A 24,756-nucleotide genomic window follows, 5' to 3' on the forward strand; every position below is an offset into this window, starting at 1 on the left:
GTGACAGACAACTTGAATCCTGTGTCACATGCTGGCGTGAGAACGAGCCGGCGCCCATCGGGGCGCGCGAATCACGAGTGCGGTCAGCCACCCATCGGTGACGGTGTAGACGCGACCTCAGTGGTCTTGCGCTCCGGAGGGAACACCTTCTCGAGGACCTGCCTGTCGCCCCGGACGTCCCCCGCGGACAGCGCCTGTTCGACCGTGAGCGCACCGGCGGCGAGCCCGATGACGACCTCCGGTGCGGCGGCGAAGACCGTGTCCGGCTGCTGATCGGGCCGGACGAAGGCACTGGGGCCGTGCTCGTCGATACGCAGGATCATGAGCAACCCGTCCGTTTCGATGCCGAGCTCCACCGGAGGGGTCGCGGTGATGCCCCGGAGCAGGCCGGGCAGAGCAAGCGTCAGCCAGCGCGGCTGGAACGAGTCGCCGTCGCGTCCTGTCTCTAGGAGCGGCGCGCCCCATCTGCCGAGGGCCTCCATCGGCTCGCGAAGCCCTGCACCCCAGGGCGTGAGCGCGTAGACGACGCTCGTCTCCTGCAGGCGGCGTTCGATGATGCCGTTGGACTCCAGGGCCCGCAGCCGCTCGGCCAGGAGGTTGGTCGCGATCCCCGCGAGGGAGGCTTTGAGCTCGGTGTAGCGCATCGGCCCGGGGAGCAGTTCGCGGACGATCAGGAGGGTCCAGCGCTCGCCCACGATGTCCAGGGCACGCGCCAGGGCGCAGAACTGCCCGTAGGAGCGAGGCTTTTTCGAGTCTTGCTTGATGTTCTCCATCGTGGTTGATTATATCAACCGTCCGGGAGATGTCGAGCAGAGGGGCCCGCATGGAGATGAGCATCAGCTGGGTGGCCGTCGTGGCCGCGATCGTGGTCGGGACGGCGATCGCCTGGGTGTGGTACAGCGACTGGGGGCTCTTCGGCAGCGTCTGGCGGAAGCTGACCGGGGTCACCGAGGAGGACTCGATGCGGGCCGGCAAGCGCCCGTTCGCTGTCCTCCTGGCGTCGATTCTCCTCACCGCGCTGGTGCTCGCCGCCGCGTGCTCCGTCGTGTCGGTTTCGTACGGCGGCGCCCCGCTCTGGCTCGATCTGGCCGTGGGATTCGCCGCCTGGCTCGGGTTGTCGCTGACGACGCTGGCGCAGCACAACGCCTTCGAGCAGAAGCCGGCCCAGCTCACCGTGATCAACAGCGCCTATCAGCTGACGTCGTTCCTGGGCATGGCCCTGGCCATCGGGTTGGTGCGGTAGCCGTACAGGCTGATTGGAAGGAGTCAGCCCCTGACCGGCGCGCCCGTCCACGCCTGGTCGGCCCAGGCCGGATCGAGCGGGGTGCAGGCGATGTGGTTGGTGTAGTTGGACAGGGTCTTCATGCCGACGCCGAGCACGATGTCCAGCACGTGACGGCGGGTGGGACCGGCGGCCAGGAATTCCTCGATCTCGGCCTCGGTCACCCAGCCACGCTGGGCCACCATCGCGTGCGTGAGGCGGCGAACCGCCTCCAGCGCAGGGTCGTCCAGCGGCCGGTCCGCGCGCAGGTCCTCGACCACCGCGACCGGCACCCGGGCGCGCAGCGCGAGCGTGGAGTGCGCGGCCACGCAGTACTCGCAGCCGTTGGCCACGCTCGCGGTGATCAGGACCACCTGCTTGGCCGCCGCCGGCAGCGACGACTTCCCGAACTGCTCGGCCAGCGCGTTGTAGCCGGCCAGCAGTTCCGGCGACTCGGCCATGACCCCGTTCAGCGTGGTCACGAACCCCATCCGCTTCTTGGCCGCCTCCAGCATGGGACGGGCCGCCTCGGGGGCGTCGCTCTCGTCGTAGGTGCGAAAACCGCTCATCATCTCTCCTGGGTGGTGGTGAAACCATCGAGTACGGCGCGCACGCCGGCCAGCAGATCGTCCGCCTCCCCGCCGGCTCGTGAGCGCAGGTTGACCGCGTAGGCCTGCAGGGTCAGGGCTTCGGCGGCCGCCTCCAGATCCAAACCGTCCCGGAGTTGGCCGAGCGCCCGCGCGGCCTGCAGTACGGCGAGCATCGACGCCCGCAGCGCATCGTGGTGGCGGTCCAGAATCTCCCGGATCTCCGGCAGACCGCCGCTCGCCGAGGCGTGCGTATTGGTGACCAGGCACCCCCAGCGCGCGTGCTCACCCGAACACCGCGCCGCCACCAGCCGCGCGAAGAACGCGGCGATGGCCGGCACGCCGCGCTCGTCCGCGGCCAGGGCCTGGAACACCGGCCGCGACTGCCGCTCCAGATAGCGGCCCAGCGCGGCGGCCTGCAACTGTGCCTTGCCGCCGAAGGTGGCATACAGGCTGGAGCGGCTGAGCCCGGTCGCCTGGACTACGTCGGCGATGCCGGTGGTGTCGGCCCCGCGTTGCCAGAACAGGGTCACCACCTGGTCCAGCGTCGCCTCGGGGTCGAAGTGCTTGATGTCGGGCATGCTGCCACCTCCTATCTTGGAACGACTATTCCAAGATAGGAGGTGGCGGCACGCGCGCACAACCCCGCACAGGAGCTGTCCCGGCACCGCAGGAAGCGCCGGTGGTGCCGGTCGGTCAGGCTCCTCCCTTGGCAAGGTAGTCGGCGGGGTCGTAGTGGAGGTGAAGCCGTTGGATCTTGCCGTCGGCGAAGGTGAAGAACTCGGCGAACCTGACGCCGCCACGGGGAAGCTGGGCGTCGTAGAGAACAGCACTGCCGTCGGGCCCGTGGACCTCCTGGATCAGGTCGATCGTGCCGACATTGGCGATGAACCCTTTGACGCCCTGCAGGAAGCGGGCCGCCCCGGTGACGCGCCCGGCGATGGGGCCCTCGAAGTCGAGGTCGTCGGCCAGGAGGGGCGCAAGGTCCCGGCCTTCGCCGTAGGCGTCGATCCCGCCGGTGAGGATCCGATAGTAGGCCGGGAGCGGGACCGGCGCGGCGGTGCTGACGACAGTCATGCCATATCCTCCGATGAGCGAAACGATTGGTAGAGAAACTAAACCAGCTAGATGAGAATCTCAACCATGCTGCTACGCTGTTGGGTATGCGTTCGTACAACCAGTACTGCTCGATGGCCCGGGCCTTGGACCTGGTTGGCGACCGATGGACGTTGCTGATCGTCCGCGAGCTGCTGACTCAGGGCCCCTGCCGGTTCTCCGACCTGCGACGCGGCCTTCCAGGCGTCGCCAGCAACCTGCTCGCCGAACGCCTGCGCGAGATGGAGGCGAACGGAGTGATCACCCGCCAGGACGAGCCGCCACCGATCGCCGCGACGCTCATCCGGCTCACCGACCGGGGCCAGGAGCTCAGCGGGGTCGTCCGCGAACTGACCCGCTGGGGCGCGCCGCTGATGCTGGAACCACCGGACGGCGACGCGTTTCGCATGCACTGGTTCACGCTGCCCCTGCGCCACCTGTGCCGGGACGGCTCACCCGACCAACCCGCCGTCACCGTGCGCCTCGGCGACCTGCACGACGGCTGCGACATCATCGCCGACCACGGCCAGATCCAGGTGCTCCCCTGTTCTACGGCGCGGCAGGCCGACGCCACCGTCACCGCGCCGCCGCAGGTGCTGGTCGCGCTCTTCACGGGGTTGATGACACTGCCGACAGCCCAGACCCAGGGGCTCGTCGTCGACGGCTCCTCGGCGGCGCTCCAGCGCCTTCTACCGGAAGCGGGGTTCGCCAGTGGCTGACGATCGAGATCTTCTGTATCGGGACCTCCTGAACAGGCTCGCCGAGGACTACGCCGACGACCCGGACGTTGCCCTGGCGACGATGTTCCGCAGTCCGGGGCTCCGCACCGGGGGCAAGATCTTCGCCTTCCTCGGCCACGACGGCGAGCTCATCGTGAAGCTCCCCCACGATCAAGCTCGCCGGCTCCTCGACGAGGGAACAGCCAACCCGGTGACCATGGGCAAGCGGACCATGCGGGAATGGGTCGCGGTCCCAGCCCAGCAGAGCGACACCGAGACCCTCGCGCTGTGGCGGAAGGCCGCGCACGACGCCTACCGGTACGTGGACTCCCTGCGACGATCAAGCTGACGGGGCACGCCAGGGTGCTGCCGGCACTCCACCGCCGGGGTTCACAGCGACAAACCGGAACGTGGGTCGCGCCGAGCAACCGACGTCCCCGGCCGGGACGGCAGCACCCTGAACCGGCCGCCCGCGGATCGCGCACCGATTAGCTTCCCGCGCCGTCACCGTCGGTACGTACGAGACCGACTCACAGGAGGCTGAACACGATGCGGAAACTGATCTTCGCCATGAACGTCACCCTGGACGGCTACACCGCCGCGCGCGGCGACGACCTCGGCTGGAGCGGAGGGGACGGACCGGACTCGTCGTCGAGCGACGAGCTGTTCCAGTGGTGGTCCGACCGGGTGGGCGCGACCAGCCTGGCGCTGTACGGGCGCAAACTGTGGGAGGTGATGAGCGCGAGCTGGCCCACCGCCGACCAGCGGCCCGGCGCCACCCCGGCCGAGATGGAGTACTCGCGTCGCTGGCGGGACATGCCGAAGGTGGTGTTCTCCTCGACGATCGACAAGGTCGACTGGAACGCCCGTCTGGTGACCGGCGACGCGGTCGCCGAGATCGCCCGGCTCAAGGCCGAGGACGGCGGCCCGATCGACATCGGCGGCGCGACGCTCGCCGGCGCGGCCATGCGGGCCGGGCTGGTCGACGAGTACGTGCTGGTCACCCAGCCGGTCCTGGTGGGCGGCGGCACGCCGTACTTCGCCGCCCTGGACAACTGGGTGAACCTGAAGCTGGTGGAGACGCGGACGTTCCCCGGCGGGGTGATGATGACCCGCTACGAGACGAGGCGATGATCTTCGTCGGCGGACGGTGGGGCAGGCTGCTCATTCCGCGGTGACGTCGTCGACGTCGGACGGCAGGGTCGCCGGCAGGCCCAGCCATGGCTTGCCGGTGGCGTCGAACCCGGTCAGCTCGGCGATCTTCCCGTCGACGATGTGCAGGACCGCGATGTTGAACAGCCGGTACTGCACGTCCCCGGGGATGCGGCGGTACAGCACGGCGGCAGGCATGAGGTTGACCGTCGTGGTGAGGCAACGCCAGTCGTCGTAGCCGCGCTGGAACAGCCCGCCGGAGACCCAGCCGTCGACCGCATCCTTCGCCGTGCTGACCGATGTGCCGGGCTCGGGCAGCATGGCGAAGCGCAGGTCGTCGCGGAGCAGGGCCATCAGCCCGTCCAGGTCGTTACGCTCATGGGCGTCGATGTACGCCTTCACCACACTGCGCTCGTCGTCCGACAGCTCGTGGGTGGCTGGGCTCCGCCAGTCGAGGCGGCGGCCCGGCAGTTGCTCGCGCATCGTCACCCGCGCCCGCTGCAACGCGCTGGTCACCGAGGCGACGGTCAGCTCGAGGACGTCGGCGGTCTTCGACGCCGGCCAGCCGAGCACGTCGCGCAGGATGAGCACCGCCCGCTGTCGCGGCGGCAGGTGCTGGACGGCGACGATGAACGCCAGCTCGATCGTCTCCCGCGCCACCACCGACTCCTGCGGATCCTCGGGCAGCATCCGGTCGGGGAAGGGCTGCAGGTACAGCACCTCGGAGCCCAGACCGGGTAGTCCGGTTGGCACGGGGGTGCGGTCGTTGCGCTTCTCCAGGAAGTCGAGGCAGGCGTTCGTCGCGATCCGGTACAGCCAGGTCCGCAGGGTCGCGTGGCCCTTGAACGACTCCCGCTTGTTCCACGCCCGCAGGAACGTCTCCTGCGTCAGATCCTGGGCGTCCTCGTAATTCGCGAGCATCCGGTAGCAGTGCACCTGCAGCTCACGCCGGTGGCGCTCGGTGACGAGCGCGAACCGCGCCGGGTCGCCCGAACGAACCGCCGCGAGGAACGTGGCCTCGTCGGCGCCCAGCGGTCTGCTGTCGGTCATGGTCATCAATCCTTTCACCGGTACGGCCAGCAGAACTGACGACGTGGCGAAGGATTTCTGATCGGTGAAGCCACCGGCCCATAGCTTTTCCCCGACCTTGGAACACTATGAACGGGGTCGTCCCGTTCATCCCGGAAGGGGATCCCCATGCTGGGACGTATGGCTCGAACGCGCGGCGGCTGCTGGCGGTGGGCTTGGTAATGGCCGGACACGGCGTGCCGGGCATGGTCGCCGAGGTCCGTGACGGCAAGAAGCGGTGGTACGGCAGAGCAGGCGTGGCCGACACCACGACCGGCCGCAAGCAACGCCCGCACGAACAGATCCGCATCGGCAGCGCCGCCAAGGCGTTCACCAGCACGGTGGCGCTGCAGTTGGGGGCCGAGGGCGAGCTGGACCTCGACGACAAGGTGGACAAGTGGCTGCCCGACCGGGTCTGCGGCAACGGCGACGACGGCCGCGAGATCACCATCAGGCAATTACTCAACCACACCAGCGGGATCTTCAACTGCGGCAACAACCAAGACCTTCGCCACGACGATCCGCTGGAGGCCGCGATGCCGCTTGGCAGTCGATGTTCGCAAGTGTTGGCGTTCTTCGGTGTCCTCACGATCGCCGGCGTCATGATGCTGGCGATCGTGGCTTTCCGAGGCACCGGCGACGAGCAGTTCGTCCGTTCGGTCGCAGGGATGGAGGCGTTCGCTCGCACCATGCAGGACGGTGACCGGCTCGGCCCCCGGACCGTCGGTGAGATGGAGTTCGAGGAGATCCGCCGCGAGCGCGGGGTGGTCGTCTTCCAGCAGGGCGGGCCTTGGGATCGCCCCTACGGTTACGCCTGGAGCTCTCAGGGCGATCCAGCCCGAATCTTCGAGGACGTGGAGTGGTCAGAGGACCACGTCGATCACCATTTCGAGCACCTGCACGGCGCTTTCTACTCCTGGCAGGGAAGGCGCTGACGCCTGTTGCCAGTGGAATCGGGGCCAGGTCCGTCCGGGAGGTGTCCCGGCCTGCCTGCTCGCCTCAGACGAAGGGCGGCTTGTCTCACCCTCGGTCGAGGCAGGTACGGACGGCCTTGACCAGGTTCGACGCGCGTGGGTCGTCGGGGCGGAAGTTCCACAGGTTCGTGACGTAGCAGAAGCCAACACCGGCGTCGGGGTCGCCGAGGGCGATCGATCCGCCGGCCCCCGGGTGGCCGAACGATCCCGGCCCGAGCATCGACGCCATGGGAGACGCTCGCCAGAACCCCAGCGACAGGTAGAAGGAGCGGTCGGCCGGAAGGTCCAGACCTGGCGGCAAGCCGTACATCCTGGTCTTGTCGGTCTGGACGACGGACATCCGCTCGACCGTGGCCGGATCCAGCAGCCGGAACCCGTCGACGTCGCTGACGGTGGCGGCGTACATCCGGGCCAGCGAGTGCGCGTCCGCGATCATGTTCGCGGCCGGGAACTCCGAGGCCCGCCAGGCGCGCGTCAGCATGTAGTCCCCGGAGGTGTTGTCCAGGGCGCCGCCGAGCTCGCCGGCGCGCATCTGGATCGAGCCCGGGGTCCACATGGACTGGACCCAGGCGGTGACGGTGTCCGCGTCGAGCCCGGTCGCCTTGATCAGCCCGGCGAGGAACTCCTCCACGCTGAAGGCGTCGGCGTAGTGCAGCCGGGCCACGCGTTCCTCGTGTTCCTCGGGCAGCCCGATCCAGGCGCTCAGCCCGAGCGGGGCGGCCACCTCCTCGGCGAAGAACGTGCCCAGCGACCTGCCGCTGATCCGGCGGACGAGTTCCCCGACCAGGAAGCCGTAGGTGACGGCGTGGTAGATGTGCTCGGTGCCCGGCCTCCACAACGGCTTCTGCGCCTCGAGCGCGCGGATGACCGGGTGCCACGCGCACGCCTGCTCGAACGTCAGCGGCCCGTCGACGAGCGGGAGACCGGCCTGGTGCGACAGCAGCCAGCGCACCTTGACGTCTTCCTTGCCGTTGGCGCCGAACTCCGGCCAGTACCGGGTCACCGGGGCGTCCAGGTCCAGCTCGCCTCGCTGGGCCAGCAGGTGGGCGCAGATCGCGGTGGCGCCCTTCGTCGCCGAGGCGACCTGGACGATGGTGCTGTCGCTCCACGGCCGGTTCGTCTCGCGGTCGGCGAGCCCGCCCCACAGGTTGGCGACCAGGCGGCCGCCGGCGTAGACGCTGCAGGCCGCGCCGACCTCGCCGGGGTCGTCGAAGTTGGCGCGGAAGGCGTCGGCGACCTTTCCCCAGCCTTCCTCCACGCCGTGCTCGAGGTCGTCACCGCTGGTCGGGACGTGGTCCTGATGGGCTGTCATGCGGATCTCCATTCTCTTGGCCGGCGCCTATGAGCTGCTGATGTCGATCAGTGCGCGGCACCGAGTTCGATGAGCAGGACGCCCGCGGCGATCAGCGCGACGCCGAGGACCATGACCTTGGTGAGCGGTTCACCGAACAGGACGCGAGAGGCCAGTGCGGTGAGCGCTACGCCGGACGCCGCCCAGATGCCGTACGCGACACCGAGCGCCATCCCGTCGGCGAGGGTGAGCGTGAGGAACCCGAACGCCGCGAGGTAGGCGACGATCAGGGTGATGACCCAGGGCGTACGGCCACGGCCGTGCGACACCATGCGCAACGCCAGGGTGCCGCCGACTTCGGAGACGATCGCGGCGGACAGGAACAGCCAGCTCACGTGCCCTCCAGTCGTGGATGGGCGCGGGAGCCGAGCTCGACGCACAGCACCCCGCCGATGACCAGGGCGATTCCCACGCCGGTCATCGTGGACAGCGCGTCGCCGTACAGGATGGAGGAGAGGATCGCGGTGAGCGCGACGCCGGATGCCGCCCAGATGCCGTACGCCACGCCGACGCCCATGCCCAGGCGCAGCACGAACGCGATCGTGACGAACGCCCCGGCGTACCCGGCCGCCACGATGCCGAACCAGACCGGGTTGTCGAGGGCCGCGCGTAACGACAGTGTGGCGGCTACCTCTAGCAGGATCGCGGCGGACAACAACCACCATTTCTTCATGCGGGATCCTCGTCTCTCAGGAGGTGCCTGGCGACCTCGAGCACCTGGTGCCGGTCTTGCTCGGGGACCGGGAAGACACCGGTCGCATCGGCCATCCAGTAGCCGTCGGCCAGCAGGCGGGCCGACGTGAGCCGGGCCCGCACCGCCGGTGGCAGCGTGGTGGGTACGGTCACCCAGGACTCGAAGCGGCGCACCCAGGTCTCGGTGAGGGCCTCTCGGTAGAGCGCGTCGGAGAACACCGCGAAGTCCGCGCGGTCGAACCGCTCGGACAGCGCGACCTCGACGTAGGCCTGGATCCGCTGCCGCGGGGACGCGGTCTCCTTCGGCTGTCCCAGGTGGGCGAGCAGGAGGCGTTCCCACCGCGCGCCGACGTGGTCGACGACGCCGAGCATGAGGGCATTTTTCGTCGGAAAGTGGTACATCAGCCCGGGCTTGGTCAGCCCCACCTGCTTCGCGGTGGCATCCAGGGTGACCGCTCCCCCGCCCTCGGCCCGGAGCAGATCGAGGGCACCGTCGAGGATGCGTTCCTTCGCGTTCGTCGTCACACTTTTACTTTACCTTCCGGAAGGTAAAGTAACAATGATCGCCTTCGACCCCCGAGCGGGGGGAGCGCCCCGCGCGGCACGGGTGGGTGCCGCGCTCACCGTGGAAGGCGGCGCCCGCCATCTCGCGGCGTCCTGACCGTCGCCACCTTCGGCAAGACGTTCATCGCCGTCCGCCGAACGTCCAGTCGTGGACCTCGATATCGGCATACAGCTCAGGAGTCAGGATCGTGCGGGCCGTACCCGGATCCGGGGCCTGGATCAAGGCGGCGGTGCCCAGCCAGACAGTGCCGTCGTCGGACAGCAGCGGCCCGTAAGCGATCAGGTCGTCCCGCCGGCCGGCCGGCGGGACGAGGTCGGCGGCCTCTCCCTCAGCCAGGCCGAGAACCAAGTAGTGGTCACCGCCATCACGCCCTCCGGGGAAGTCCCAATGGTGCGACCCAGCACGTTGCGCCAGCGGCGCACCATGACGTCCCGATAGACGCCGGCCTGCTGGTTGGGCTCGTCGAACGCGAACGCCCGCGCCGCTGCCGGATCGGGCAAATCGACGATGTGCACGCTGCCGGTGGCCGTGTCGCCGTCGAGGGTCGGCCCACGGGCGATCAACTCGGCTGTGTAGCGGTCCATGTAGGACCAGTGCTCCTCGGTGAGCTTCTCGCGCAGAGCAGCAGAACCGGGCCGGTCACGGTGGTAACAGAAGAACTCCATGCCGGCCAATCTTGCACGGGTCTCGGAGAACGGAACACGACACCCGTCGTCCCCTCAACGACAAGGAACGGCGCGAACCCGGTAATCCCGCCGCCGCGGCAAGGGGCTTCCGATTCCGATCTCACCGACTGCGGTACCCAACAGAAAACCAACGGCGGACGCCTAGGCTCACGGCGTCAGCCTCCCAGTCCGGAGACCGACGTGACACGCGGGACCGCTGTCGAATACCGGGCACCGCCGTACGCCGGCTGGACCTGGTCGCAGAATCCCATGGCCCAACAGGGTTCGACCTCACAGAAAGACGGACATGCTCAGAAAATCTCTTGCCGGTCTGACGGCTACCGTTGGACTCCTTGCCGCACAACTGGCCCTTCCAAGCACCGCTTCGGCGGATCCCGCAAGTTGCTCTTCGTGGCCGAATCCGGTTAACGCCACGGGCACCTACACAGTCGCCTCGGTGAGTTTCAGCCGCGCGAGGGCGGAACTGCGCTTCGGGTACGTCAATGGGAGACAGGCCGGGTGGGCCCGGCTCGCCGGCGCCTGGAACAACGGCGACCAGTATTGGATGGACGTTTCCAGCACGAAGGGGAACGGCTGGATTCAGTGCGGCCCCTTCACCTATTGGGGCAACGGCGGTGGTGACCCCAGGAACTACACGCCGGCTCACTACACCAGTTCAGATCCGAATCTCGTCTTCCGGGCCTGCGGCAAGAGCGCGGGGTCGAATTCCTCGTGGTGCACCGGCTGGCACTGATTCGGACGTGCCGTACCGTCGAGGCCCGTTCAGGAGGGGACCGCGTCCTGGGGCGCGTGGATGGCGCGGGCCAGGATGCGGTGGACGTAGTCGCTGTCGGCCGGGGCGTTGTCGATGAGGATCGCGGTGCACAGGCCGTCGGAGGCGGCGACCAGGGCGGCGATGGCCTCGAGGTCGTCGGTGAGGGTGGCGGCGAGCTCGGCGACGTTCTCCCGCCAGCGACGCGCGACGGGTGCCAGCGCCGGGCGGCGAGCGGCCAGGGTGGAGAGCTCACGCTCGGCCAAGGCGCGCGCCCGGCCGGGGCCGCCGGACTCGGCGATCAGCTCGGCCAGGCCACGGAGCTTGTCCCCGGGACCGGCGACGATCTGGTGGATACGCGCGGTGTAGGCGTCGGCGACGCTGGACAGGGCCGCGACCAGCAGGTCGTCGAGGGTGGCGAAGTAGTAGGTGCTCAGGCTGGTGGTGATGCCGGCCTGTTTGGCGACGGTGCGGTGGGTGACGCCCGCGGCGCCGTCCCGCATGACGATGGCGAGGGTGGCGTCGATGATCTCGGCGCGTCGCCGGTGACCGCGGGCCTTGCGCCCGTCGACGGGCTCGCTCTCCTCGTTCATGCTCCCCTCCCCTGGGGTCCAGGGTAGTCCAGCCCGTCACGGCCGCTCGGTTTCGTCTCCCAGCGGACGCACGTGCCGCAGGGCCGTCAGGCAGAGCACGGCCGCCACGACGATCGCGGCCCCGGCCACGGCGGCGGCGAGGTTCACCCCGTCGGCGAACACCTGCCGCGCGTCCTCGACCACCTGGCCGGGCACGTGGCCGGCCAGCGACAGCGCTCCGGGAAGGCTGTCGGTGAGACGCGCCGCGACCTCCGGTGCGACGTCCGCGGGGGCGACCATGCGGGCGGTGTAGAGGGCGGTGGTGAGGCTGCCGAGGACGGCCACGCCGACGGCGATGCCGAGTTCCTGGACGGTCTCGGACATGGCGACGGCCGAGCCGGACTTCGAGGCCGGGGCGGCGCCGACGACCATGTCGGTGCCGAGGGCGGCGATCGCGCCGAGGCCGAGGTAGATGAACGCGAACCCGGCCACCACCAGCACCGCGTCCCCAGGCCCCGCCGAGGCCAGCAGCGCGTAGCCGATCACCGAGAGGCCGAGCGTGCCCGCCATGACCAGGCCGGGACGCACCCGCCGGGCGACGAGAGGGGCGCCGATCGCCGCGGCGAACATCGCCAGCGCGGGCGGCCCCATCCACAGTCCCGCCGCGAACGGCGTCAGGCCTTCGACGAGCTGGAGGTACTGGGTGACCAGGTACATGGATCCGCCCACCCCGACCAGCCCGATCAGCAGAACGGCGAGCGCCACGGAGTACGCCCGGCTGGTGAACAGCGTGACGTCTAGGAGCGGCGAGGCCAGGCCGCGCTGGCGACGCACGAAGATCACTCCGGCCAGCACGCCGAGCGCGGCGAGCAGTACGGTGCCCAGGTCCGCGCCGTGCGCTGCGGCGTGCTTGATCGCATAGATCACCGGCAGGATCGCGGCCAGCGACAGGGCGACGCTGACCAGGTCGAGCCGGCCCGCGCCAGGATCGGCGTACTCGGGCAGGAGCGCCCGCGCCCCCGCCAGCACCACGACCGCGACGGGGACGGCGAGCAGGAACGCCGCTCCCCACCAGAACGTGCCGACCAGGGCGCCGCCGACGATGGGGCCGGCGGCCATGCCCAGGGCGAACATCATCGCCCAGATCCCGATCGCGACCGCGCGCTGCCGTACATCGGTGAACATGGCCGAGATCAGCGACAACGTCGAGGGCATCAGCGTGGCCCCGGCGACCCCCAGCAGTGCCCGGGCCAGGATCAGCAGCTCGACGTTCGGGGCGAAGGCCGTGAACACCGAGACCGCGGCGAAGGCGGCCATGCCGATCACCAGCAGGCGACGCCGTCCGATCCGGTCGCCCAGGGTGCCCATGGTGATGAGGAACCCGCCGACGAAGAACCCGTAGGCGTCCATGATCCACAGGGTTTGCGTGGCCGACGGGTTCAGGGCTTCGGCCATGCTCGGAAAGGCCAGGTACAGCACGGTCAGGTCCAGGCCGAGCAGGGCCGTCGGCAGCGCCAGCAGTCCCAGGCCCGCCCACTCGCGTCGGGTGGCCACAGCAGACAAGGCAGTCCTCCTCGTGTTTTTTGAACGATAGTACAACTAGTACGATCGTTCAAAGAATCACTAAGACAGGACCTTCATGGCTCGCAGCTCGCCGAGCAGGTCGCGGATGATCGCCGAGCCGGCCAGCTCGGGCGTGGTCACGTACCCCACGTGCCGCTGCGGCGCGTCGTCGCCGAGCGAGGCCGTGGCGACCTTGCCGGGCGCGCCGACCGTGGACAGCCGGGGCACGATCGCCGCGCCGAGCCCGTGCCCCACCATCGACATCACCACCCCGTCGTCCTCGACGGTGATGTCGCCGGGCGGGATCCACTCCTGCCGGGCCAGCCAGCGCCGGGTCTCCCCCGCGCAGTTCTCGTGCCAATCGATCATGGGCAGCGAGCGCGGATCCGGATGCCCTTCTGGATAGGCCAGCAGGTACGGCTCCGCGTACAGCTCCTTGGTGACCAGCCCGTCCACGTACACCGGCAGCGTGACCACGCCCACGTCGGCGCGCCCGTCCGCCACCTCGCCCGCGATCCCGCGCCCCAGGTCCGGCACGATCCGCACGGTCACCGTCACCTTCGGATGCCGCTGCCCGAACCGCACCAGCACCCTGGGCAGCAGGTGGAAGGCCGCGCTGCGGAAGGCCGCCACCCGGATCGTCCCCACGACCTCGCCCCGCGCGGCCGTACGGGTGTCGACCTTCATCACCTCGATCAGCCTCAGGATGCGCCGCGCGTGCCCGACCGCCGCATAACCGGCCGGCGTGGCCTTGGCACCACTGCGTCCGCGCTGGAAAAGCACCGCGCCCATCTTCTTCTCCGCCGCGCGCAGGGCGTGCGAGACCGCCGACTGGGTGAGGCCCAGCCGTACCCCCGCCCCCGACACGCTGCCCTCGCCGTCCACTGCCACCAGCACGCGCAGCTCGGCCACACTCAGGTCATCCACGAGGGCGACAACGTATGAAAGATCTTCATACATTCCGCCTCAACCACCAACCCTGCCCGCTACCTGCGCGATCGTGCGGCTTCTAGCGTTGACGGCATGAGAGCAATGGTGGCCGAACGCCTGGGCGAGCCCGATGTCCTGACCCCCGCCGACCTGCCCGACCCGGTGCCGGGCCCCGGCCAGACCCTCCTCGACGTGGAGGCCGCCGGTCTCAACTTCGCCGACGCCGAACGCCTGCGCGGCGCCTACCAGCCGCCCGCACTTCCGTTCGTCCCGGGCAGCGAGGTCGTCGGCCGCGACCCGGACGGTCGCCGCGTGCTCGCCTTCGCCAACAGCGGCTACGCCACGAAGGCGCTGGCGACCAACCCGGTCGAGATTCCCGAAGACCTGCCCGCGGGCGCCGCGCTCGCCCTCCTGGTCCAGGGGCTGACCGCCTGGCATCTGCTGCGTACGGCGGCGCGGATCCTTCCCGGCGAAACCGTCGTCGTCAACGCCGCGGCCGGAGGCGTCGGCCACCTGGCGATCCAGCTGGCCAAGGAGTTCGGCGCCGGACGGGTCATCGGCACCGCCTCCACCCCCGACAAGCGCGACCTGGTCCTCCGGCTCGGCGCCGACGCCGCGATCGAGGGCGAGGCCGACGGCTACGCCGAGCGCGTCCGCGAGGCCAACGGCGGCGCCCCGGCCGACGTGATCCTCGACGCCGTCGGCGGCCCTGTGTTCGACGCGGCCCCCCGGGCGCTGGCCCCCTTCGGACGCCTGATCAGCTACGGGACTTCCGGCGGGATCGACCCCGCGCCCCTCGACCCCGCGATCCTCACCGAGCGCAACATCACCGTCGGCGGCTACTGGCTGGGCGCCCACCTGCGCCTGCCGGGCCGCCGAGCCGCCGAACCGCTCCACGACCTGCTCAAGCTGGCCGCCTCGGGACGCCTCCGGCCCCTGGTGGGGGCCGAGTACCCGCTCGACCAGGCCGCGACCGCCCTCACCGCGCTGATCACCCGGCGCACCACCGGCAAGGTCGTCCTCCGCATGCCGTAAGGGCGATGGCGCAATCTGCAATAGACGTGTCATAGACGCCATCCCGCCGATCGACCAGCATGAAAGGCATGCGCGTCGTCATCGTCATCCACGAGGGCTTCCAGCTCCTCGACCTGGCCGGACCGGCGGACGTGTTCTCCACCGCCGGGCTGATCCAGCCGGGCGCCTACGAGGTGGAGATCGTCGCCCCCGCCGCCGGGCCGGTCACCGCGCAGGGCGGCGTTACGGTGCAGGCCCAGCGGGCGATCGGCGAGGTGAGCGGCGAGATCGACGTCCTGCTCGTGGCCGGCGGGCTCCAGGTCTGGCGGACCCGGCACGACGACACGCTGATCGGCGGCCTCGCCCGGCTGGCAAGCAGCGCGCGGCGGGTCGCGTCGGTGTGCAGCGGCGCGGTCCTGCTCGCTCACGCCGGGCTCCTCGACGGCCGCCGGGCCACCACGCACTGGCTGGCCGCCCGGCGCCTGGCCGCCGAGTACCCGGCGGTGGCCGTCGACCCGGACCCGATCTACATCAAGGACGGCCAGGTCTGGACCTCGGCCGGGGTCACCGCCGGCATCGACCTCGCCCTCGCGCTGGTCGCCGAGGACCACGGCCACGATCTGGCGCGCGACGTGGCCCGCGGCCTGATCGTGTACCTGCACCGGCCGGGCGGCCAGAGCCAGTTCAGCAGCCCCATGGAGATCGCCGCCCCGACCCGTGAGCCGCTCCGCGACCTGCTCGCCTACATCGACGCGCACCCGGCCGACGACCTGAGCGTGCCCGCGCTCGCCGCCCGCTCGGGAATGAGCGAGCGGCACTTCTCCCGCGTCTTCACCGAGCAGAGCGGCCTGTCGCCGGGCCGGTACGTGGAGCGTTCGCGCGCCGAGGCCGCCCGGCGGCTGCTGGAGGCGACCGACCACCCGCTGCACACGGTCGCCCGCCTCACCGGCCTCGGCGTGCCGGAGACGCTGTACCGAGTCTTCCGCCGGCACTGGCGGGTCTCCCCCGGCGACTACCGCCGCCGGTTCCACTCCAGGAAAGGCTGACCACGATGCATGTCGCCATCGCTCTGTATCCGCAGTTCACCGCGCTGGACGCGGTCGGGCCGTACACCGCGCTCGCCTTCGCGCCCGGCTGGACGGTCACCTTCGTCGCCGGGCAGCCGGGGCCCGTCACCGACGACCAGGGCACGCTCACCCTGCTGGCCACCGCCGGCTTCGACGAGGTGCCCAGCCCCGATGTGATCATCGTGCCCGGCGGGCCCGGCACGACGGGGGCGATGAACGACCAGGCGCTCACCGGCTGGATCGCGCGGGCGCACGAGACCTCCACCTGGACCACCTCGGTGTGTTCGGGCTCGTTCGTGCTGGCCGCGGCGGGGGTGTTGGCCGGGAAGCGGGCCACCTCGCACTGGGGGTGGGTGCGGCACCTGGACGGCCTCGGCAGCACGGCGGTCGAGGAGCGGGTCGTCTTCGACGGGAAGATCGTCACCGCGGCCGGGGTGTCGTCGGGGATCGACATGGCGTTGATGTTGCTGGCCAGGGAGGCCGGGGAGCGGGTGGCGCAGACGGTTCAGCTCGCCATCGAGTACGACCCGGCTCCGCCGTACGACATGAAGACGCTGGGCGGGCTCAAGGAGGAGGCGTTGCGGCTGATCCCGGTCCAGTGACCGGCGCCGAGCGCATGGGCGCTTCCGGCACCAGGTAACACACCAGGAGCTTGAGGAAGAAGAGGACGGTGAACCAGTCGAGGGCCTCCGGCACCGGCAGGACCGTCAGGTTGACCAGCACCGTGGCCATGTAGGCGGCCATGGCCGCGGGCCGCTTGGCCTCCAGCCTGACGCTCTCGATGAGCAGGGCGCCCGCCAGCAGCAGCGCGGAATTGGCCAGGAACCACCCCCACGCCGCGTCCAGCACCACGAACGCCATCGCCGCCAGGTAGACGAGGTGCGCGGCGACGAACCCGATCCGGGCGCGGGCGGGCTTGTGGTGGTACCACCTCTTGGCCGCGTTGGTCGCGTTGGTCATCACGCCGCCCACGAGGTCGAGGCCGATGACCACCGTGACCAGCCATTGCGGCCAGCCACCCTGGACCGGCGCCACGAGCAGGTGCCAGCCGAGCAGCGCCATGCACGCCAGCGAGCCGGCGACCTCCATCCGCAGCTCCGCCCGGCTCTTGCCCGGGCCCATGAACCGCTCAAACGCACCCCTCCACCCCGGCGGCGTGGCCGGGATGTTCCAGTCGATCTCAGCTCTCATCGGGCTTGCTCCACATTCCTCGTACCAGGCTCCAGATCACATCCGGTACGGCTCGGCCCTCGCGAAGCCGTTCGGCCGCCCAGACATCGGCGGCGCGCAGGACGGCGGCCGTGGCGGCGAGCATGAGCTCCCGATCCACGTCGGACCTGATCACGCCGAGTGCCCGCCCGTTGTCGAGCACGGGCGTCAGCCACGGCGCCGGGTCTTGCGCCGTGCTCGCATCCAGCAGCGCCAGGTCCTCGGGATGGGCCAGCCCGTGCGCGGCCAGCCGGTCGGACGCCGCCCGCAACCGCTCCCAGAACTGCTCGGCCGAGCCGGCGTCCGCCCAGGCCCCGAGCGCCTGAGACATCCGCGCGTGCACGTCCTCGATCACCCCGGCGAACAGGTCGTCCTTGCCGTCGAAGTACTGGTAGGCCGAGGTTTTGGAGATCCCGAGCTCGGCGATGATCTTGTTGTAGGAGGCCCGGTCGGCGCCGTCCCGGGCGAAGTGTTCCCTGGCGACGCGCAGGATCGACTCCCGCCGGTCGGCGGGCAGACGGTAGAAACGTGGCAACGGCATGTACCGATGGTACACCCCACCGGTCAACCCATGATCGACGCCGCGATCACGATGACGACGACCGCCAGGACGGCGAACGCGATCCGATACGGATGCCGCTCGACCCGCGACACCAGCCCCGGGTGCGTCTTGGCCAGCTCGTTGGCGTTGACGGCGTGATCGGGCCCGCTGCACGGCACCCCCAGCGCGGTCACCAGCCGGTCGATGTCCTCGCGTGCGTAGCCGCCGCCGGGCACCCTGAGCACCGGCTCGCCGTCCGCGTCGAGTACGAACAGGGTCTCGCCGGGCGACCCCCGCGGCGCGAGGAGGGTCACGCGCACCACCTGCGCGGCACGTCCCCGAGGGCGGCGCTGCTCGGAGAAGATCCCCCGCAGCACGATCTCATCCGTGGTCAGGATGATCCGGGCCCGGACCAGGGCACCGGCTCCCAGCAGGATCGGGAGCACGAAGGCGGCGCCCACGATCGGCGCGAACACCGTCGGGGCATCACCGATCAGAATCGCCCCGACGATGGCAACGGCCGCCAGCGACGCCGCCCCCAGCAAGACCCACCCCTTGCGGGCATCCGGCCGCAGAACCAGCTCGCCCCGAATCTCTCGCACGCCGATCCCCTCGTTGGCCCCTTTCAACACTCACCGCGGTGTACGGCTTCGCCTCGGGCACCTGCGCCGCCCTCAGCCTGAGCCCGGCTAAAGGTGCGGCAGCTGCAGGACCAACCGGCAGGAGTATGGAGATCCTGCCCAAGTTGACTGTCGCTGTTTCGGATCTAGTCTGTCCGGTCATGCGTGCCATCTGGCGTGACGGGCCGATCATCCGTGTCACCGACGATCCCGGTAGGGTCATCGGTGAGTTCCTGGGTTACGCGCTGTCGGCGCACGTGCTGTCCGGGCGGGCGCGGGGGGAGCTGGCTGAGGATCTTGCTGAGCGGTTCGGGCCGGACGGGCGGGGGTTGACGGTGCCCGACCTTTTCGTCGCCTACCGCGCCACCGAGCCGGACGACCTGCCTCCTGAGCTGGCGGAGGGGACGCAGGCGGACCTCGGCCGCGCCGAGCTTTGGGTGCTCACGCGGCTTCGGTTCGGCGGGCGGGCGGAGGCGTCGGCCGTCGTCGAGGGGGAGGAGCTGCGGCGGCTGCTGGGTGAGGCGCTCTAGCGTCGCGCTGGACGAGGGTCACAGCGGCGGCGACCGTTTCGGTGGGCGGCAGGCGCAGGATCGCGTCCCCTTGAACCCATCGCCCGCCGGTCCTGGCCTGGGGCGGCGGCCAGGACGGCGCCCGCACCGTCGTCGGTGGGGTCAGTGCTCGGGCGTCCCGTGCTTGGCAGCGACGGACTCCTGGTAGAGGTCGGCGAAGGTGGGGGTGTCCTTGATCAGGTCGTCGGCGAAGGCGGCGACGTCCTCGCCGATGAGGGTCAGGACACCCGTGCCCGCCGCGGCCCCCTCCTCGAAGAAGTCGAGCAGCCCCGGCAGCAGGGACCCGTCGATCAGGTCGGTCGGTCCGACCTTGAAGTAGTAGCGCTGGATCTCCTCGTAGACGATCCGGTAGTCCGGCGGGAGCGCCTTGACCCGTGCCTGGTGCGCCCGCCACTGCTTCTTGCCTTCGATGATGTCTCGGATGCCCACGTCAGCCTCCCAGCCGGCTCAGTTTCCTGGCGACGTTCCTGTTCAACTGCGCCCGCCACCGGTCGCGATAGGTGCGGGCGCCTTGTCCGCCGGCCAGGGCGGCGCAGAAGCCCGCGATGTCGTCACCCAGCACGTCCTGCAGGTCCTGCCCGTCGGCCGCGGTCTCTTCGAGCAGGCCCAGGGCGCCGTCGACGATCGGGGTCAGGTTCCGGCCGGTGAAGTCGCCGTAGGCGAAGAGGTGAGCCTTGATCTGCTCCCACGCCGCCCGATAGTCGGCCGGCAAGGCCGCGGCCCGGACCTCGAACGCCTTCCATTCCCTGGTGAGATCGCTGCCGGTGATGGTTTCCCAGAAGCTCATCTGCCGCCCTCCTTGAGCTTGTCGATCCGCGATGAGACGTACTCCCATTTCGCCCAGAAGGTCGCGAGGCGGGCGCGTCCTGCGTCGTTGAGCGCGTAGAACTTGCGCGCCGGGCCGAGCTCGGACGGCCGTTTCGTGACCTGGACGAGCCCGTTCCGCTCCAGCCGCAGCAGGATGGTGTACACCGTGCCCTCGACGACCTCGGAGAAGCCGAGGTCGTTCAGCCGGCGGGTGATGGCGTACCCGTAGGTCTCCTCGCTGCCGATGATCTCCAATACGCAGCCTTCGAGAGTGCCTTTCAGCATCTCGGTCAGGTCGTCCATCGCGGTCCTCTTCAGGGATTCTTCGGTACTTGGTGCCACCGAGTACTACTATACAGTAGGACTGAGTAGTCGTGCGTCAGACGCCGAGTTCGTCGCACAGGTCGACGTAGTCGTCCAGGTAGTCGGGGTTGCCACGGAAGCCGGTGAGGCCGAGCACCTCGAACTCGTCCATGGTGGCGGTCGCCCGCACGCCGAGCGCCGCGAGCGCCTGGCTGATCGACGAGCCGTCCGGCGACAGCCGTTCCACGCCCTCGAAGGCGACCGCCCACTGGGAGCCCGTCCCGGCGAAGTACTCGGTCTGGATGATCGCGAAACGGGGCCGGTCCGTGCCGCTCACCTCGCCGGCCAGGTCGCGCAGCACTGCCTCCCCGGGGAAGGTGATCGCCGCGGAGAGATCGGCGGGGAGCTCGAGCCTGGCGTGATTGGCGCGCTTCGCGCTCCAGTAGGCCGAGTAGTAGTGGTCGATCGGGAAGACATGCAGGTCGTCATGAACGAGTACGGCATGCAGTCCCACCAGGCCGGCCCGCTCGGTGTCGATCGGTCCGGCGACGACCAGGGCGCAGATGTTGTGCGGCATGCGCGCAGCCTAGCGATCCGCCGGGGCGGGGTTGTGCTTTGTTATCCGCTTGGATTATTTTATCCAGGTGGATAACGAAGGAAGAGTCGCGTGATCAGCCGGCAGGAGGCGACGGCGGCGCGCCGGGAGCAGATCACCCGCACGGCGATCAGCGTGCTGGCCGAGCGCGGGTTCCAGGCCACCACGTTCGAGGCGATCTGCGCGGAGGCCGGGCTCAGCAGCAAGCGGCTGATCACCTACCACTTCTCCAGCAAAAACGAGTTGCTCGCGGCCGTGGCCGACCAGGTGGTGGCCGACAGCGAGGCGTACATGAGCGCGGCCCTCGACGGGGTGAGCGGCTGCCGCGAGCTGCTGGGCGCCGTCATCCGCGCGAACGTGGGGTTCATCGCCGCGCAGGCGCGGGAGGTGGAGGCGCTGCGGCAGATCCTGCTCAACGGCGGGTTGCGCGACTACGAGCGGAATCACGTCGAGTCGCAGAACCGGCTGGCCGGGCTGTTGCGTGAGGGGCAGCGCACCGGCGACTTCCGGGCGTTCGACCCGCAGGTCATGGCGGCGGCGCTGCGGGCCTCGATCGACGGGGTCGCTCCGTTGATCTCTGCCGGGAGCGATCCCGAGCTGTGCGCGGCTGAGCTGGTCGAGCTGTTCGACCGGGCCACGCGCGCCATGTCGTGAAATTTCCTTTGAAGGGGTGATGTGCCATGCGGACCTATGTAGTGACCGGCTCGGCGTCGGGGATCGGGGCGGCGACCGCTGCTCTGTTGCGTGAGCGCGGCGCGAGGGTGATCGGGTGTGACCTCGACGACGCCGAGGTGCGGGCGGACCTGTCCACGCCCGAGGGGCGGCGGTCGTTGGTGGAGCAGGTGGCCGAGCGTGGGCCCGTCGACGCGGTGCTCGCCGTCGCCGGTGGTGGGCGGACGGGGCTGCTCGAAACCAACTACTTCGGGGCGGTCGCGACGCTCGAAGGGCTTCGGCCGTTGCTGGCGCAGGGGCGGGAGCCTCGGGCGGTGGTGGTGTCGTCCACGTCCTCGCTCGCGCCGGCGGACGAGCGGGTGGTCCAGGCGTGCCTCGACGGGGATGAGGCGGCTGCTCTCGCCTACGTCCACGGGGAGCCGGCGATCGCGGCCGGCGCGTACGGCATCGCCAAGCGGGCGTTGAACCGGTGGGTGCGCAGGATCGCGCCCGGCCCCGACTGGGCGGGGGCCGGGATCGCCCTCAACGCCGTCGCGCCGGGGGTGGTGGACACGCCCGCGGCTTCGTGGATCTTCAGTGACCCCGAGGTGCGGGCGGCGGTCGAGACGGCCGCGCCGCAGCCGTTCGGCGGCTTTCCCGGGCGGCCGGAGTGGATCGCCGAGCTCATCTGCTGGCTCGGGGGTGCGGAGAACCGGTTCGTCACCGGGCAGGTGGTCTTCGCGGACGGCGGGGCCGAGGCACTGCTGATCGGCGACCGGCACTGGCACTAAGCCGGACAAACCGCCCCCAGCCACCGCCCCTAACAACCCCGCCTAACAACCCCGCCCAACAACCGGGCCAGCCACCACCCTCAACCATGGCGCTGAACCGACAGACACACGCGCTCAGCCGTCCAACCGGCAGATGATGAAGTCGTCGAAAGCATGCGCCCCCGTCCGCTCCCCCACCTGCCCGGCCGCCTCACGGATCCGGGTCAGGTGACCGACAGTCAGCTCCAGCGGAGGCTCGTCCGGCTGGTAGGTGGTACGCACCGGATAGTCCACCCCAGGCGTCCGGGTCATCTCGATGTGACACCCGACGACATGGGTGACCTCCCGAGTCGAGGCGAAGTCGATCAGCCGGTCGAGCGTGCCGACGAAGGCGGCCCAGTCGTGGACGTAGAGCCGCCCGGGGTAGATCGTGTCACCGGTGAGGAGGAACCCGGTGTACGGGTCGTAGAAGGTGATCGCCGCCTCGTGGTGGCCGGGCGTCGCCAGGCACTCCAGCACCCGCCCGCCCAGATCGACCAGCGCGACCCGCCCCGGGTCCTCGTCGAACCCGAAGAACGGCCACGCGCTGCCCAGCCCGGCGTCCACCACGACCGTGCCCGGCCGGTCGGCGAACTGCGCGTCCCCCGCGACGTGGTCACCATGAGCGTGCGTGTGCAGCACGAGCAGCCGGTAGTCGTCGACCGGGTGCCGGCGCAGCCACTCGTCGATCAGTCCGTCGACCACCGCCCGCACCGGGAAGTACTCGGCGGACTCGGTCGCCCCGGTGTCGAGGAGCACGGCCTGCTCGTTCCCGAACAGCAGGAAGAGGAAGGGCGCCTCGTAGTTGATCGCCATGTTCTGCCGCAGCACGAAGGTGTGCTCGTCGTAGGCGTACACCTGCAGGTCGGGATCGGTGTTGTGCTTGGCCGACGGCGAGCCGTGGATCCAGGCGACGTCGAAGGCATGGGGACGAGGCCGGCCGGCCGCAAAGTCGATCAAGGGGTGCTCCTCACGCAGAAACCGCTCAATCGTCGCATTCTCGTCCACCCGAGGCGGGCCACGGTGACCGGATCGGCCCGCAGGCCGACCGGATCCGGCCTTCAGCTCGCCGCCGCCTGTCGCCAGGCTGAGGCCATGACCAGCGCACTCGTCGTCATCGACGTCCAGAACTCCTTCCTCGAGATGCCCGACTGGCGGCACACCTCCCAGCCGGACATCGTCCCCCAGGTCAACCGCCTGGCCGAGGCCGCCAGGAGCGCGGGCGACGCGGTGGTGTGGGTGCTCGGCTCGCGCCCCGGGTCGGGCACGGTCTTCGACCCCGCCCGCGGGTTCGTGCGGCTGATGGACGGCATCAAGCCGCTCGACGGCGAGCCGGTGCTCACCAAGACCGCCCACAACGCCTTCACCACCACGAACCTGCACCAGTACCTCACCCAGCGCGGCATCAGGAAGCTGACCGTGTGCGGCATCCGCACCGAGCAGTGCTGCGAGACGACCACACGGCTGGCCTCCGACCTGGGCTTCGAGGTGGACTTCGCGATCGACGCCACCGCGACCACGCCGATCCCCCACCGCGACGCCCCGCACGACGCGCCCTTCGACGAGCTCGTCCAGGATCCGCGCACGCTCGGCGTGGACGAGATCGTCGCCCGCACCGAATACGCTCTGTCCGGCCGCTTCGCCACCATCAGGACGGTGGCCGAGCTCACCGGAGCCTAGGAAGGGGTGCCGGCCGTGTCCCGCGTCGTCTTCCTGCTCATCCCGCAGGTGCACCTGCTCGACGTGGCCGGGCCCGCCCAGGTCTTCTCCACCGCCAACGACCTCGGCCGGCCGTACACCCTGACCTACGTCGGCGAGGAGGCCGAGGTCGCCACCGTGCAGGGGCTCACCCTGCGCGCCGAGACCGCCTGGCCGCCGCTGGCCTCCGACGATCTGGTCGTCGTGCCCGGCTGGCGCGGTCCCACCCGCCCGGCCGGCGCGCGGACGTTGCGCCGGCTGCGCGAGCACCATGCCTCGGGCGGCACGGTCGCCAGCGTCTGCGCCGGTGCCGACGCGCTCGGCCGCGCCGGGCTGCTGGACGGCCGCCGCTGCACCACCCACCACGCCGTCCAGGACGAGCTCGCGCGCCTCTACCCGCGCGCACGGGTGGTCAAGGACGCGCTGTACGTCGAGGACGACCGGGTCGTCACCTCCGCCGGCGTGGCCAGCGGCATCGACGTCGCCCTGCACCTGGTGACCACCAGGCACGGCCCCTACGCCGCCGGTCAGGTCGCCCGCGCGATGCTGGTGCACACCCACAGAGACGGTACGGCGGAGCAGATCAGCCCCCTGCTGCGCTGGCGCTCGCACGTGGACGAGACGGTCCACCGCATCCAGGACCTGATCGAGGCCCGCTTCACCGAGCGGCTGCCGCTGAGCCTGCTGGCCACGGCCACCGGCTGCAGCGAGCGCACCGTCACCCGCCTGTTCACCCGCGCGACCGGCCGCACTCCCCTGGCCTACCAGAACGCCCTGCGCCTGGAGCGCGCCGAACACCTGCTCGGCCGGGGCGCCACGGTCGAGGCCGCCGCCCGCGAGGTCGGTTTCGAGGATCCGCGTACCCTGCGCCGCCTGCGCGCCCGCGCCTGATCGAGGCGGGCCGGC

35 protein-coding genes are annotated in these 24,756 nt (G+C 70.3%); 14 read left to right on the top strand and 21 right to left on the bottom strand.

The genetic code is table 11. The features are described from left to right. Positions 1-83 precede the first annotated feature (83 nt). Positions 84-773: a winged helix-turn-helix transcriptional regulator gene (locus ACIBG7_RS13315; RefSeq protein WP_397336289.1), complete on the bottom strand. Its 690-nt coding sequence runs from the start codon at positions 771-773 to the stop codon at positions 84-86. 50 nt (positions 774-823) lie between these two features. Between ACIBG7_RS13315 and ACIBG7_RS13320 the strand changes: the two genes are divergently transcribed. Continuing rightward, entirely contained in the window at positions 824-1,243 is a 420-nt protein-coding gene (locus ACIBG7_RS13320) for a DUF1761 domain-containing protein (protein WP_397336290.1), read from the top strand. A 23-nt stretch (positions 1,244-1,266) separates the two neighbouring features. Here ACIBG7_RS13320 and ACIBG7_RS13325 read toward each other — a convergent pair whose 3' ends face one another. From ACIBG7_RS13325 to ACIBG7_RS13335, 3 genes are all read right to left on the bottom strand, one after another. Continuing rightward, a complete protein-coding gene (locus ACIBG7_RS13325; RefSeq protein WP_397336291.1) occupies positions 1,267-1,830 on the bottom strand; it encodes a carboxymuconolactone decarboxylase family protein in 564 nt (187 codons plus the stop codon). Further along, positions 1,830-2,429 (bottom strand): TetR/AcrR family transcriptional regulator, encoded by a 600-nt coding sequence (locus ACIBG7_RS13330; protein ID WP_397336292.1) that lies wholly within the window; start codon positions 2,427-2,429, stop codon positions 1,830-1,832. Before ACIBG7_RS13330 ends, ACIBG7_RS13325 begins: the two co-directional genes overlap by 1 nt. A 115-nt stretch (positions 2,430-2,544) precedes the next feature. Then, positions 2,545-2,925: a nuclear transport factor 2 family protein gene (locus tag ACIBG7_RS13335; protein WP_397336293.1), complete on the bottom strand. Its 381-nt coding sequence runs from the start codon at positions 2,923-2,925 to the stop codon at positions 2,545-2,547. 86 nt (positions 2,926-3,011) lie between these two features. Between ACIBG7_RS13335 and ACIBG7_RS13340 the strand changes: the two genes are divergently transcribed. The 3 genes from ACIBG7_RS13340 (at position 3,012) to ACIBG7_RS13350 (ending at position 4,796) form a co-directional block, all read left to right on the top strand. After that, a complete protein-coding gene (locus tag ACIBG7_RS13340; RefSeq protein ID WP_397336294.1) occupies positions 3,012-3,662 on the top strand; it encodes a winged helix-turn-helix transcriptional regulator in 651 nt (216 codons plus the stop codon). Further along, positions 3,655-4,011 (top strand): TfoX/Sxy family protein, encoded by a 357-nt coding sequence (locus ACIBG7_RS13345; protein ID WP_397336295.1) that lies wholly within the window; start codon positions 3,655-3,657, stop codon positions 4,009-4,011. Before ACIBG7_RS13340 ends, ACIBG7_RS13345 begins: the two co-directional genes overlap by 8 nt. A 200-nt stretch (positions 4,012-4,211) precedes the next feature. Further along, entirely contained in the window at positions 4,212-4,796 is a 585-nt protein-coding gene (locus tag ACIBG7_RS13350; protein ID WP_357923687.1) for a dihydrofolate reductase family protein, read from the top strand. Between the two features lie 30 nt (positions 4,797-4,826). Here ACIBG7_RS13350 and ACIBG7_RS13355 read toward each other — a convergent pair whose 3' ends face one another. Continuing rightward, the gene (locus tag ACIBG7_RS13355) at positions 4,827-5,864 is read right to left on the bottom strand and encodes an RNA polymerase subunit sigma-70 (protein WP_397336296.1); all 1,038 of its coding nucleotides are present in this window, start codon (positions 5,862-5,864) and stop codon (positions 4,827-4,829) included. A 107-nt stretch (positions 5,865-5,971) separates the two neighbouring features. On the opposite strand from ACIBG7_RS13355, the gene ACIBG7_RS13360 reads away from it, so the two are divergent. Further along, positions 5,972-6,817 (top strand): serine hydrolase domain-containing protein, encoded by an 846-nt coding sequence (locus ACIBG7_RS13360; RefSeq protein ID WP_397336297.1) that lies wholly within the window; start codon positions 5,972-5,974, stop codon positions 6,815-6,817. Between the two features lie 85 nt (positions 6,818-6,902). On the opposite strand, the gene ACIBG7_RS13365 is transcribed toward ACIBG7_RS13360, so the two are convergent. The 5 genes from ACIBG7_RS13365 to ACIBG7_RS13385 all read right to left on the bottom strand — a co-directional run bounded on the left by ACIBG7_RS13365 (position 6,903) and on the right by ACIBG7_RS13385 (position 10,130). Continuing rightward, positions 6,903-8,168: a serine hydrolase domain-containing protein gene (locus ACIBG7_RS13365; RefSeq protein WP_397336298.1), complete on the bottom strand. Its 1,266-nt coding sequence runs from the start codon at positions 8,166-8,168 to the stop codon at positions 6,903-6,905. A 47-nt stretch (positions 8,169-8,215) separates the two neighbouring features. Beyond that, positions 8,216-8,542, bottom strand: a complete 327-nt coding sequence (locus ACIBG7_RS13370; RefSeq protein ID WP_397336299.1) for a DMT family transporter — start codon at positions 8,540-8,542, stop codon at positions 8,216-8,218. Next, a complete protein-coding gene (locus ACIBG7_RS13375) occupies positions 8,539-8,880 on the bottom strand; it encodes an SMR family transporter (RefSeq protein WP_357923677.1) in 342 nt (113 codons plus the stop codon). The genes ACIBG7_RS13370 and ACIBG7_RS13375 overlap by 4 nt, the downstream gene beginning before the upstream one ends. Then, on the bottom strand, positions 8,877-9,425 hold the full coding sequence (locus ACIBG7_RS13380; protein WP_397336300.1) for a TetR/AcrR family transcriptional regulator: 549 nt from the start codon (positions 9,423-9,425) through the stop codon (positions 8,877-8,879). The genes ACIBG7_RS13375 and ACIBG7_RS13380 overlap by 4 nt, the downstream gene beginning before the upstream one ends. 318 nt (positions 9,426-9,743) lie before the next feature. Then, entirely contained in the window at positions 9,744-10,130 is a 387-nt protein-coding gene (locus tag ACIBG7_RS13385) for a YciI family protein (RefSeq protein WP_397336301.1), read from the bottom strand. Between the two features lie 457 nt (positions 10,131-10,587). Here ACIBG7_RS13385 and ACIBG7_RS13390 point away from each other — a divergent pair, with 457 nt between their 5' ends. Further along, the gene (locus ACIBG7_RS13390; RefSeq protein ID WP_357923671.1) at positions 10,588-10,884 is read left to right on the top strand and encodes a hypothetical protein; all 297 of its coding nucleotides are present in this window, start codon (positions 10,588-10,590) and stop codon (positions 10,882-10,884) included. Positions 10,885-10,913: 29 nt separating this feature from the next. Here the strand turns inward: ACIBG7_RS13390 and ACIBG7_RS13395 are convergent, their stop codons facing one another. Genes ACIBG7_RS13395 through ACIBG7_RS13405 form a run of 3 tightly spaced genes read right to left on the bottom strand, consistent with a single transcriptional unit; the run spans position 10,914 to position 13,964 of the window. Beyond that, positions 10,914-11,495, bottom strand: coding sequence for a TetR/AcrR family transcriptional regulator (locus tag ACIBG7_RS13395; RefSeq protein ID WP_397336302.1), 582 nt, complete (start codon positions 11,493-11,495; stop codon positions 10,914-10,916). A gap of 36 nt (positions 11,496-11,531) precedes the next feature. Further along, the gene (locus ACIBG7_RS13400; protein ID WP_397336303.1) at positions 11,532-13,037 is read right to left on the bottom strand and encodes an MFS transporter; all 1,506 of its coding nucleotides are present in this window, start codon (positions 13,035-13,037) and stop codon (positions 11,532-11,534) included. A gap of 60 nt (positions 13,038-13,097) precedes the next feature. Next, positions 13,098-13,964, bottom strand: a complete 867-nt coding sequence (locus tag ACIBG7_RS13405; RefSeq protein WP_397336305.1) for a LysR family transcriptional regulator — start codon at positions 13,962-13,964, stop codon at positions 13,098-13,100. A gap of 96 nt (positions 13,965-14,060) precedes the next feature. Between ACIBG7_RS13405 and ACIBG7_RS13410 the strand changes: the two genes are divergently transcribed. The 3 genes from ACIBG7_RS13410 to ACIBG7_RS13420 all read left to right on the top strand — a co-directional run bounded on the left by ACIBG7_RS13410 (position 14,061) and on the right by ACIBG7_RS13420 (position 16,650). Beyond that, positions 14,061-15,002 carry a zinc-binding alcohol dehydrogenase family protein gene (locus ACIBG7_RS13410; RefSeq protein ID WP_397336306.1) on the top strand — a complete coding sequence of 314 codons (942 nt, stop codon included), beginning with the start codon at positions 14,061-14,063 and terminating at the stop codon, positions 15,000-15,002. Positions 15,003-15,070: 68 nt separating this feature from the next. Then, positions 15,071-16,027 (top strand): GlxA family transcriptional regulator, encoded by a 957-nt coding sequence (locus tag ACIBG7_RS13415; protein WP_357923662.1) that lies wholly within the window; start codon positions 15,071-15,073, stop codon positions 16,025-16,027. A gap of 5 nt (positions 16,028-16,032) precedes the next feature. After that, a complete protein-coding gene (locus tag ACIBG7_RS13420; protein WP_357923660.1) occupies positions 16,033-16,650 on the top strand; it encodes a DJ-1/PfpI family protein in 618 nt (205 codons plus the stop codon). Here the strand turns inward: ACIBG7_RS13420 and ACIBG7_RS13425 are convergent. Genes ACIBG7_RS13425 through ACIBG7_RS13435 form a run of 3 tightly spaced genes read right to left on the bottom strand, consistent with a single transcriptional unit; the run spans position 16,613 to position 18,400 of the window. After that, entirely contained in the window at positions 16,613-17,239 is a 627-nt protein-coding gene (locus tag ACIBG7_RS13425) for a hypothetical protein (protein WP_397336307.1), read from the bottom strand. The genes ACIBG7_RS13420 and ACIBG7_RS13425 overlap by 38 nt on opposite strands. Next, a complete protein-coding gene (locus ACIBG7_RS13430) occupies positions 17,229-17,798 on the bottom strand; it encodes a TetR/AcrR family transcriptional regulator (protein WP_397336308.1) in 570 nt (189 codons plus the stop codon). The genes ACIBG7_RS13425 and ACIBG7_RS13430 overlap by 11 nt, the downstream gene beginning before the upstream one ends. A gap of 23 nt (positions 17,799-17,821) precedes the next feature. Next, positions 17,822-18,400, bottom strand: coding sequence for a hypothetical protein (locus ACIBG7_RS13435; RefSeq protein WP_397336309.1), 579 nt, complete (start codon positions 18,398-18,400; stop codon positions 17,822-17,824). A 179-nt stretch (positions 18,401-18,579) separates the two neighbouring features. On the opposite strand from ACIBG7_RS13435, the gene ACIBG7_RS13440 reads away from it, so the two are divergent. Next, positions 18,580-18,948, top strand: coding sequence for a hypothetical protein (locus tag ACIBG7_RS13440; protein ID WP_397336310.1), 369 nt, complete (start codon positions 18,580-18,582; stop codon positions 18,946-18,948). A gap of 141 nt (positions 18,949-19,089) precedes the next feature. On the opposite strand, the gene ACIBG7_RS13445 is transcribed toward ACIBG7_RS13440, so the two are convergent. From ACIBG7_RS13445 to ACIBG7_RS13460, 4 genes are all read right to left on the bottom strand, one after another. Beyond that, on the bottom strand, positions 19,090-19,416 hold the full coding sequence (locus ACIBG7_RS13445; RefSeq protein WP_357923651.1) for a DUF1048 domain-containing protein: 327 nt from the start codon (positions 19,414-19,416) through the stop codon (positions 19,090-19,092). A gap of 1 nt (position 19,417) precedes the next feature. Next, the gene (locus ACIBG7_RS13450) at positions 19,418-19,774 is read right to left on the bottom strand and encodes a DUF1048 domain-containing protein (RefSeq protein WP_397336311.1); all 357 of its coding nucleotides are present in this window, start codon (positions 19,772-19,774) and stop codon (positions 19,418-19,420) included. Next, entirely contained in the window at positions 19,771-20,097 is a 327-nt protein-coding gene (locus tag ACIBG7_RS13455) for a PadR family transcriptional regulator (protein WP_357923647.1), read from the bottom strand. Before ACIBG7_RS13455 ends, ACIBG7_RS13450 begins: the two co-directional genes overlap by 4 nt. Positions 20,098-20,173: 76 nt before the next feature. Continuing rightward, positions 20,174-20,674, bottom strand: coding sequence for a hypothetical protein (locus ACIBG7_RS13460; RefSeq protein ID WP_397336312.1), 501 nt, complete (start codon positions 20,672-20,674; stop codon positions 20,174-20,176). A gap of 90 nt (positions 20,675-20,764) precedes the next feature. On the opposite strand from ACIBG7_RS13460, the gene ACIBG7_RS13465 reads away from it, so the two are divergent. Both ACIBG7_RS13465 and ACIBG7_RS13470 read left to right on the top strand, forming a co-directional pair. Beyond that, positions 20,765-21,346: a TetR/AcrR family transcriptional regulator gene (locus ACIBG7_RS13465; protein ID WP_397336313.1), complete on the top strand. Its 582-nt coding sequence runs from the start codon at positions 20,765-20,767 to the stop codon at positions 21,344-21,346. A 26-nt stretch (positions 21,347-21,372) separates the two neighbouring features. Then, entirely contained in the window at positions 21,373-22,134 is a 762-nt protein-coding gene (locus tag ACIBG7_RS13470) for an SDR family oxidoreductase (RefSeq protein WP_397336314.1), read from the top strand. A 114-nt stretch (positions 22,135-22,248) separates the two neighbouring features. Here ACIBG7_RS13470 and ACIBG7_RS13475 read toward each other — a convergent pair whose 3' ends face one another. Then, positions 22,249-23,112 (bottom strand): MBL fold metallo-hydrolase, encoded by an 864-nt coding sequence (locus tag ACIBG7_RS13475; protein ID WP_397336315.1) that lies wholly within the window; start codon positions 23,110-23,112, stop codon positions 22,249-22,251. 135 nt (positions 23,113-23,247) lie between these two features. On the opposite strand from ACIBG7_RS13475, the gene ACIBG7_RS13480 reads away from it, so the two are divergent. Further along, complete coding sequence (locus ACIBG7_RS13480; RefSeq protein WP_357923637.1) at positions 23,248-23,832, top strand: isochorismatase family protein; 585 nt, start codon at positions 23,248-23,250, stop codon at positions 23,830-23,832. A 15-nt stretch (positions 23,833-23,847) separates the two neighbouring features. Beyond that, positions 23,848-24,741, top strand: a complete 894-nt coding sequence (locus tag ACIBG7_RS13485) for a DJ-1/PfpI family protein (protein ID WP_357923635.1) — start codon at positions 23,848-23,850, stop codon at positions 24,739-24,741. Positions 24,742-24,756 lie beyond the last annotated feature (15 nt).

The organism is Nonomuraea sp. NPDC050328, from assembly GCF_044459405.1.
In the GTDB taxonomy this organism is placed as follows: domain Bacteria; phylum Actinomycetota; class Actinomycetes; order Streptosporangiales; family Streptosporangiaceae; genus Nonomuraea.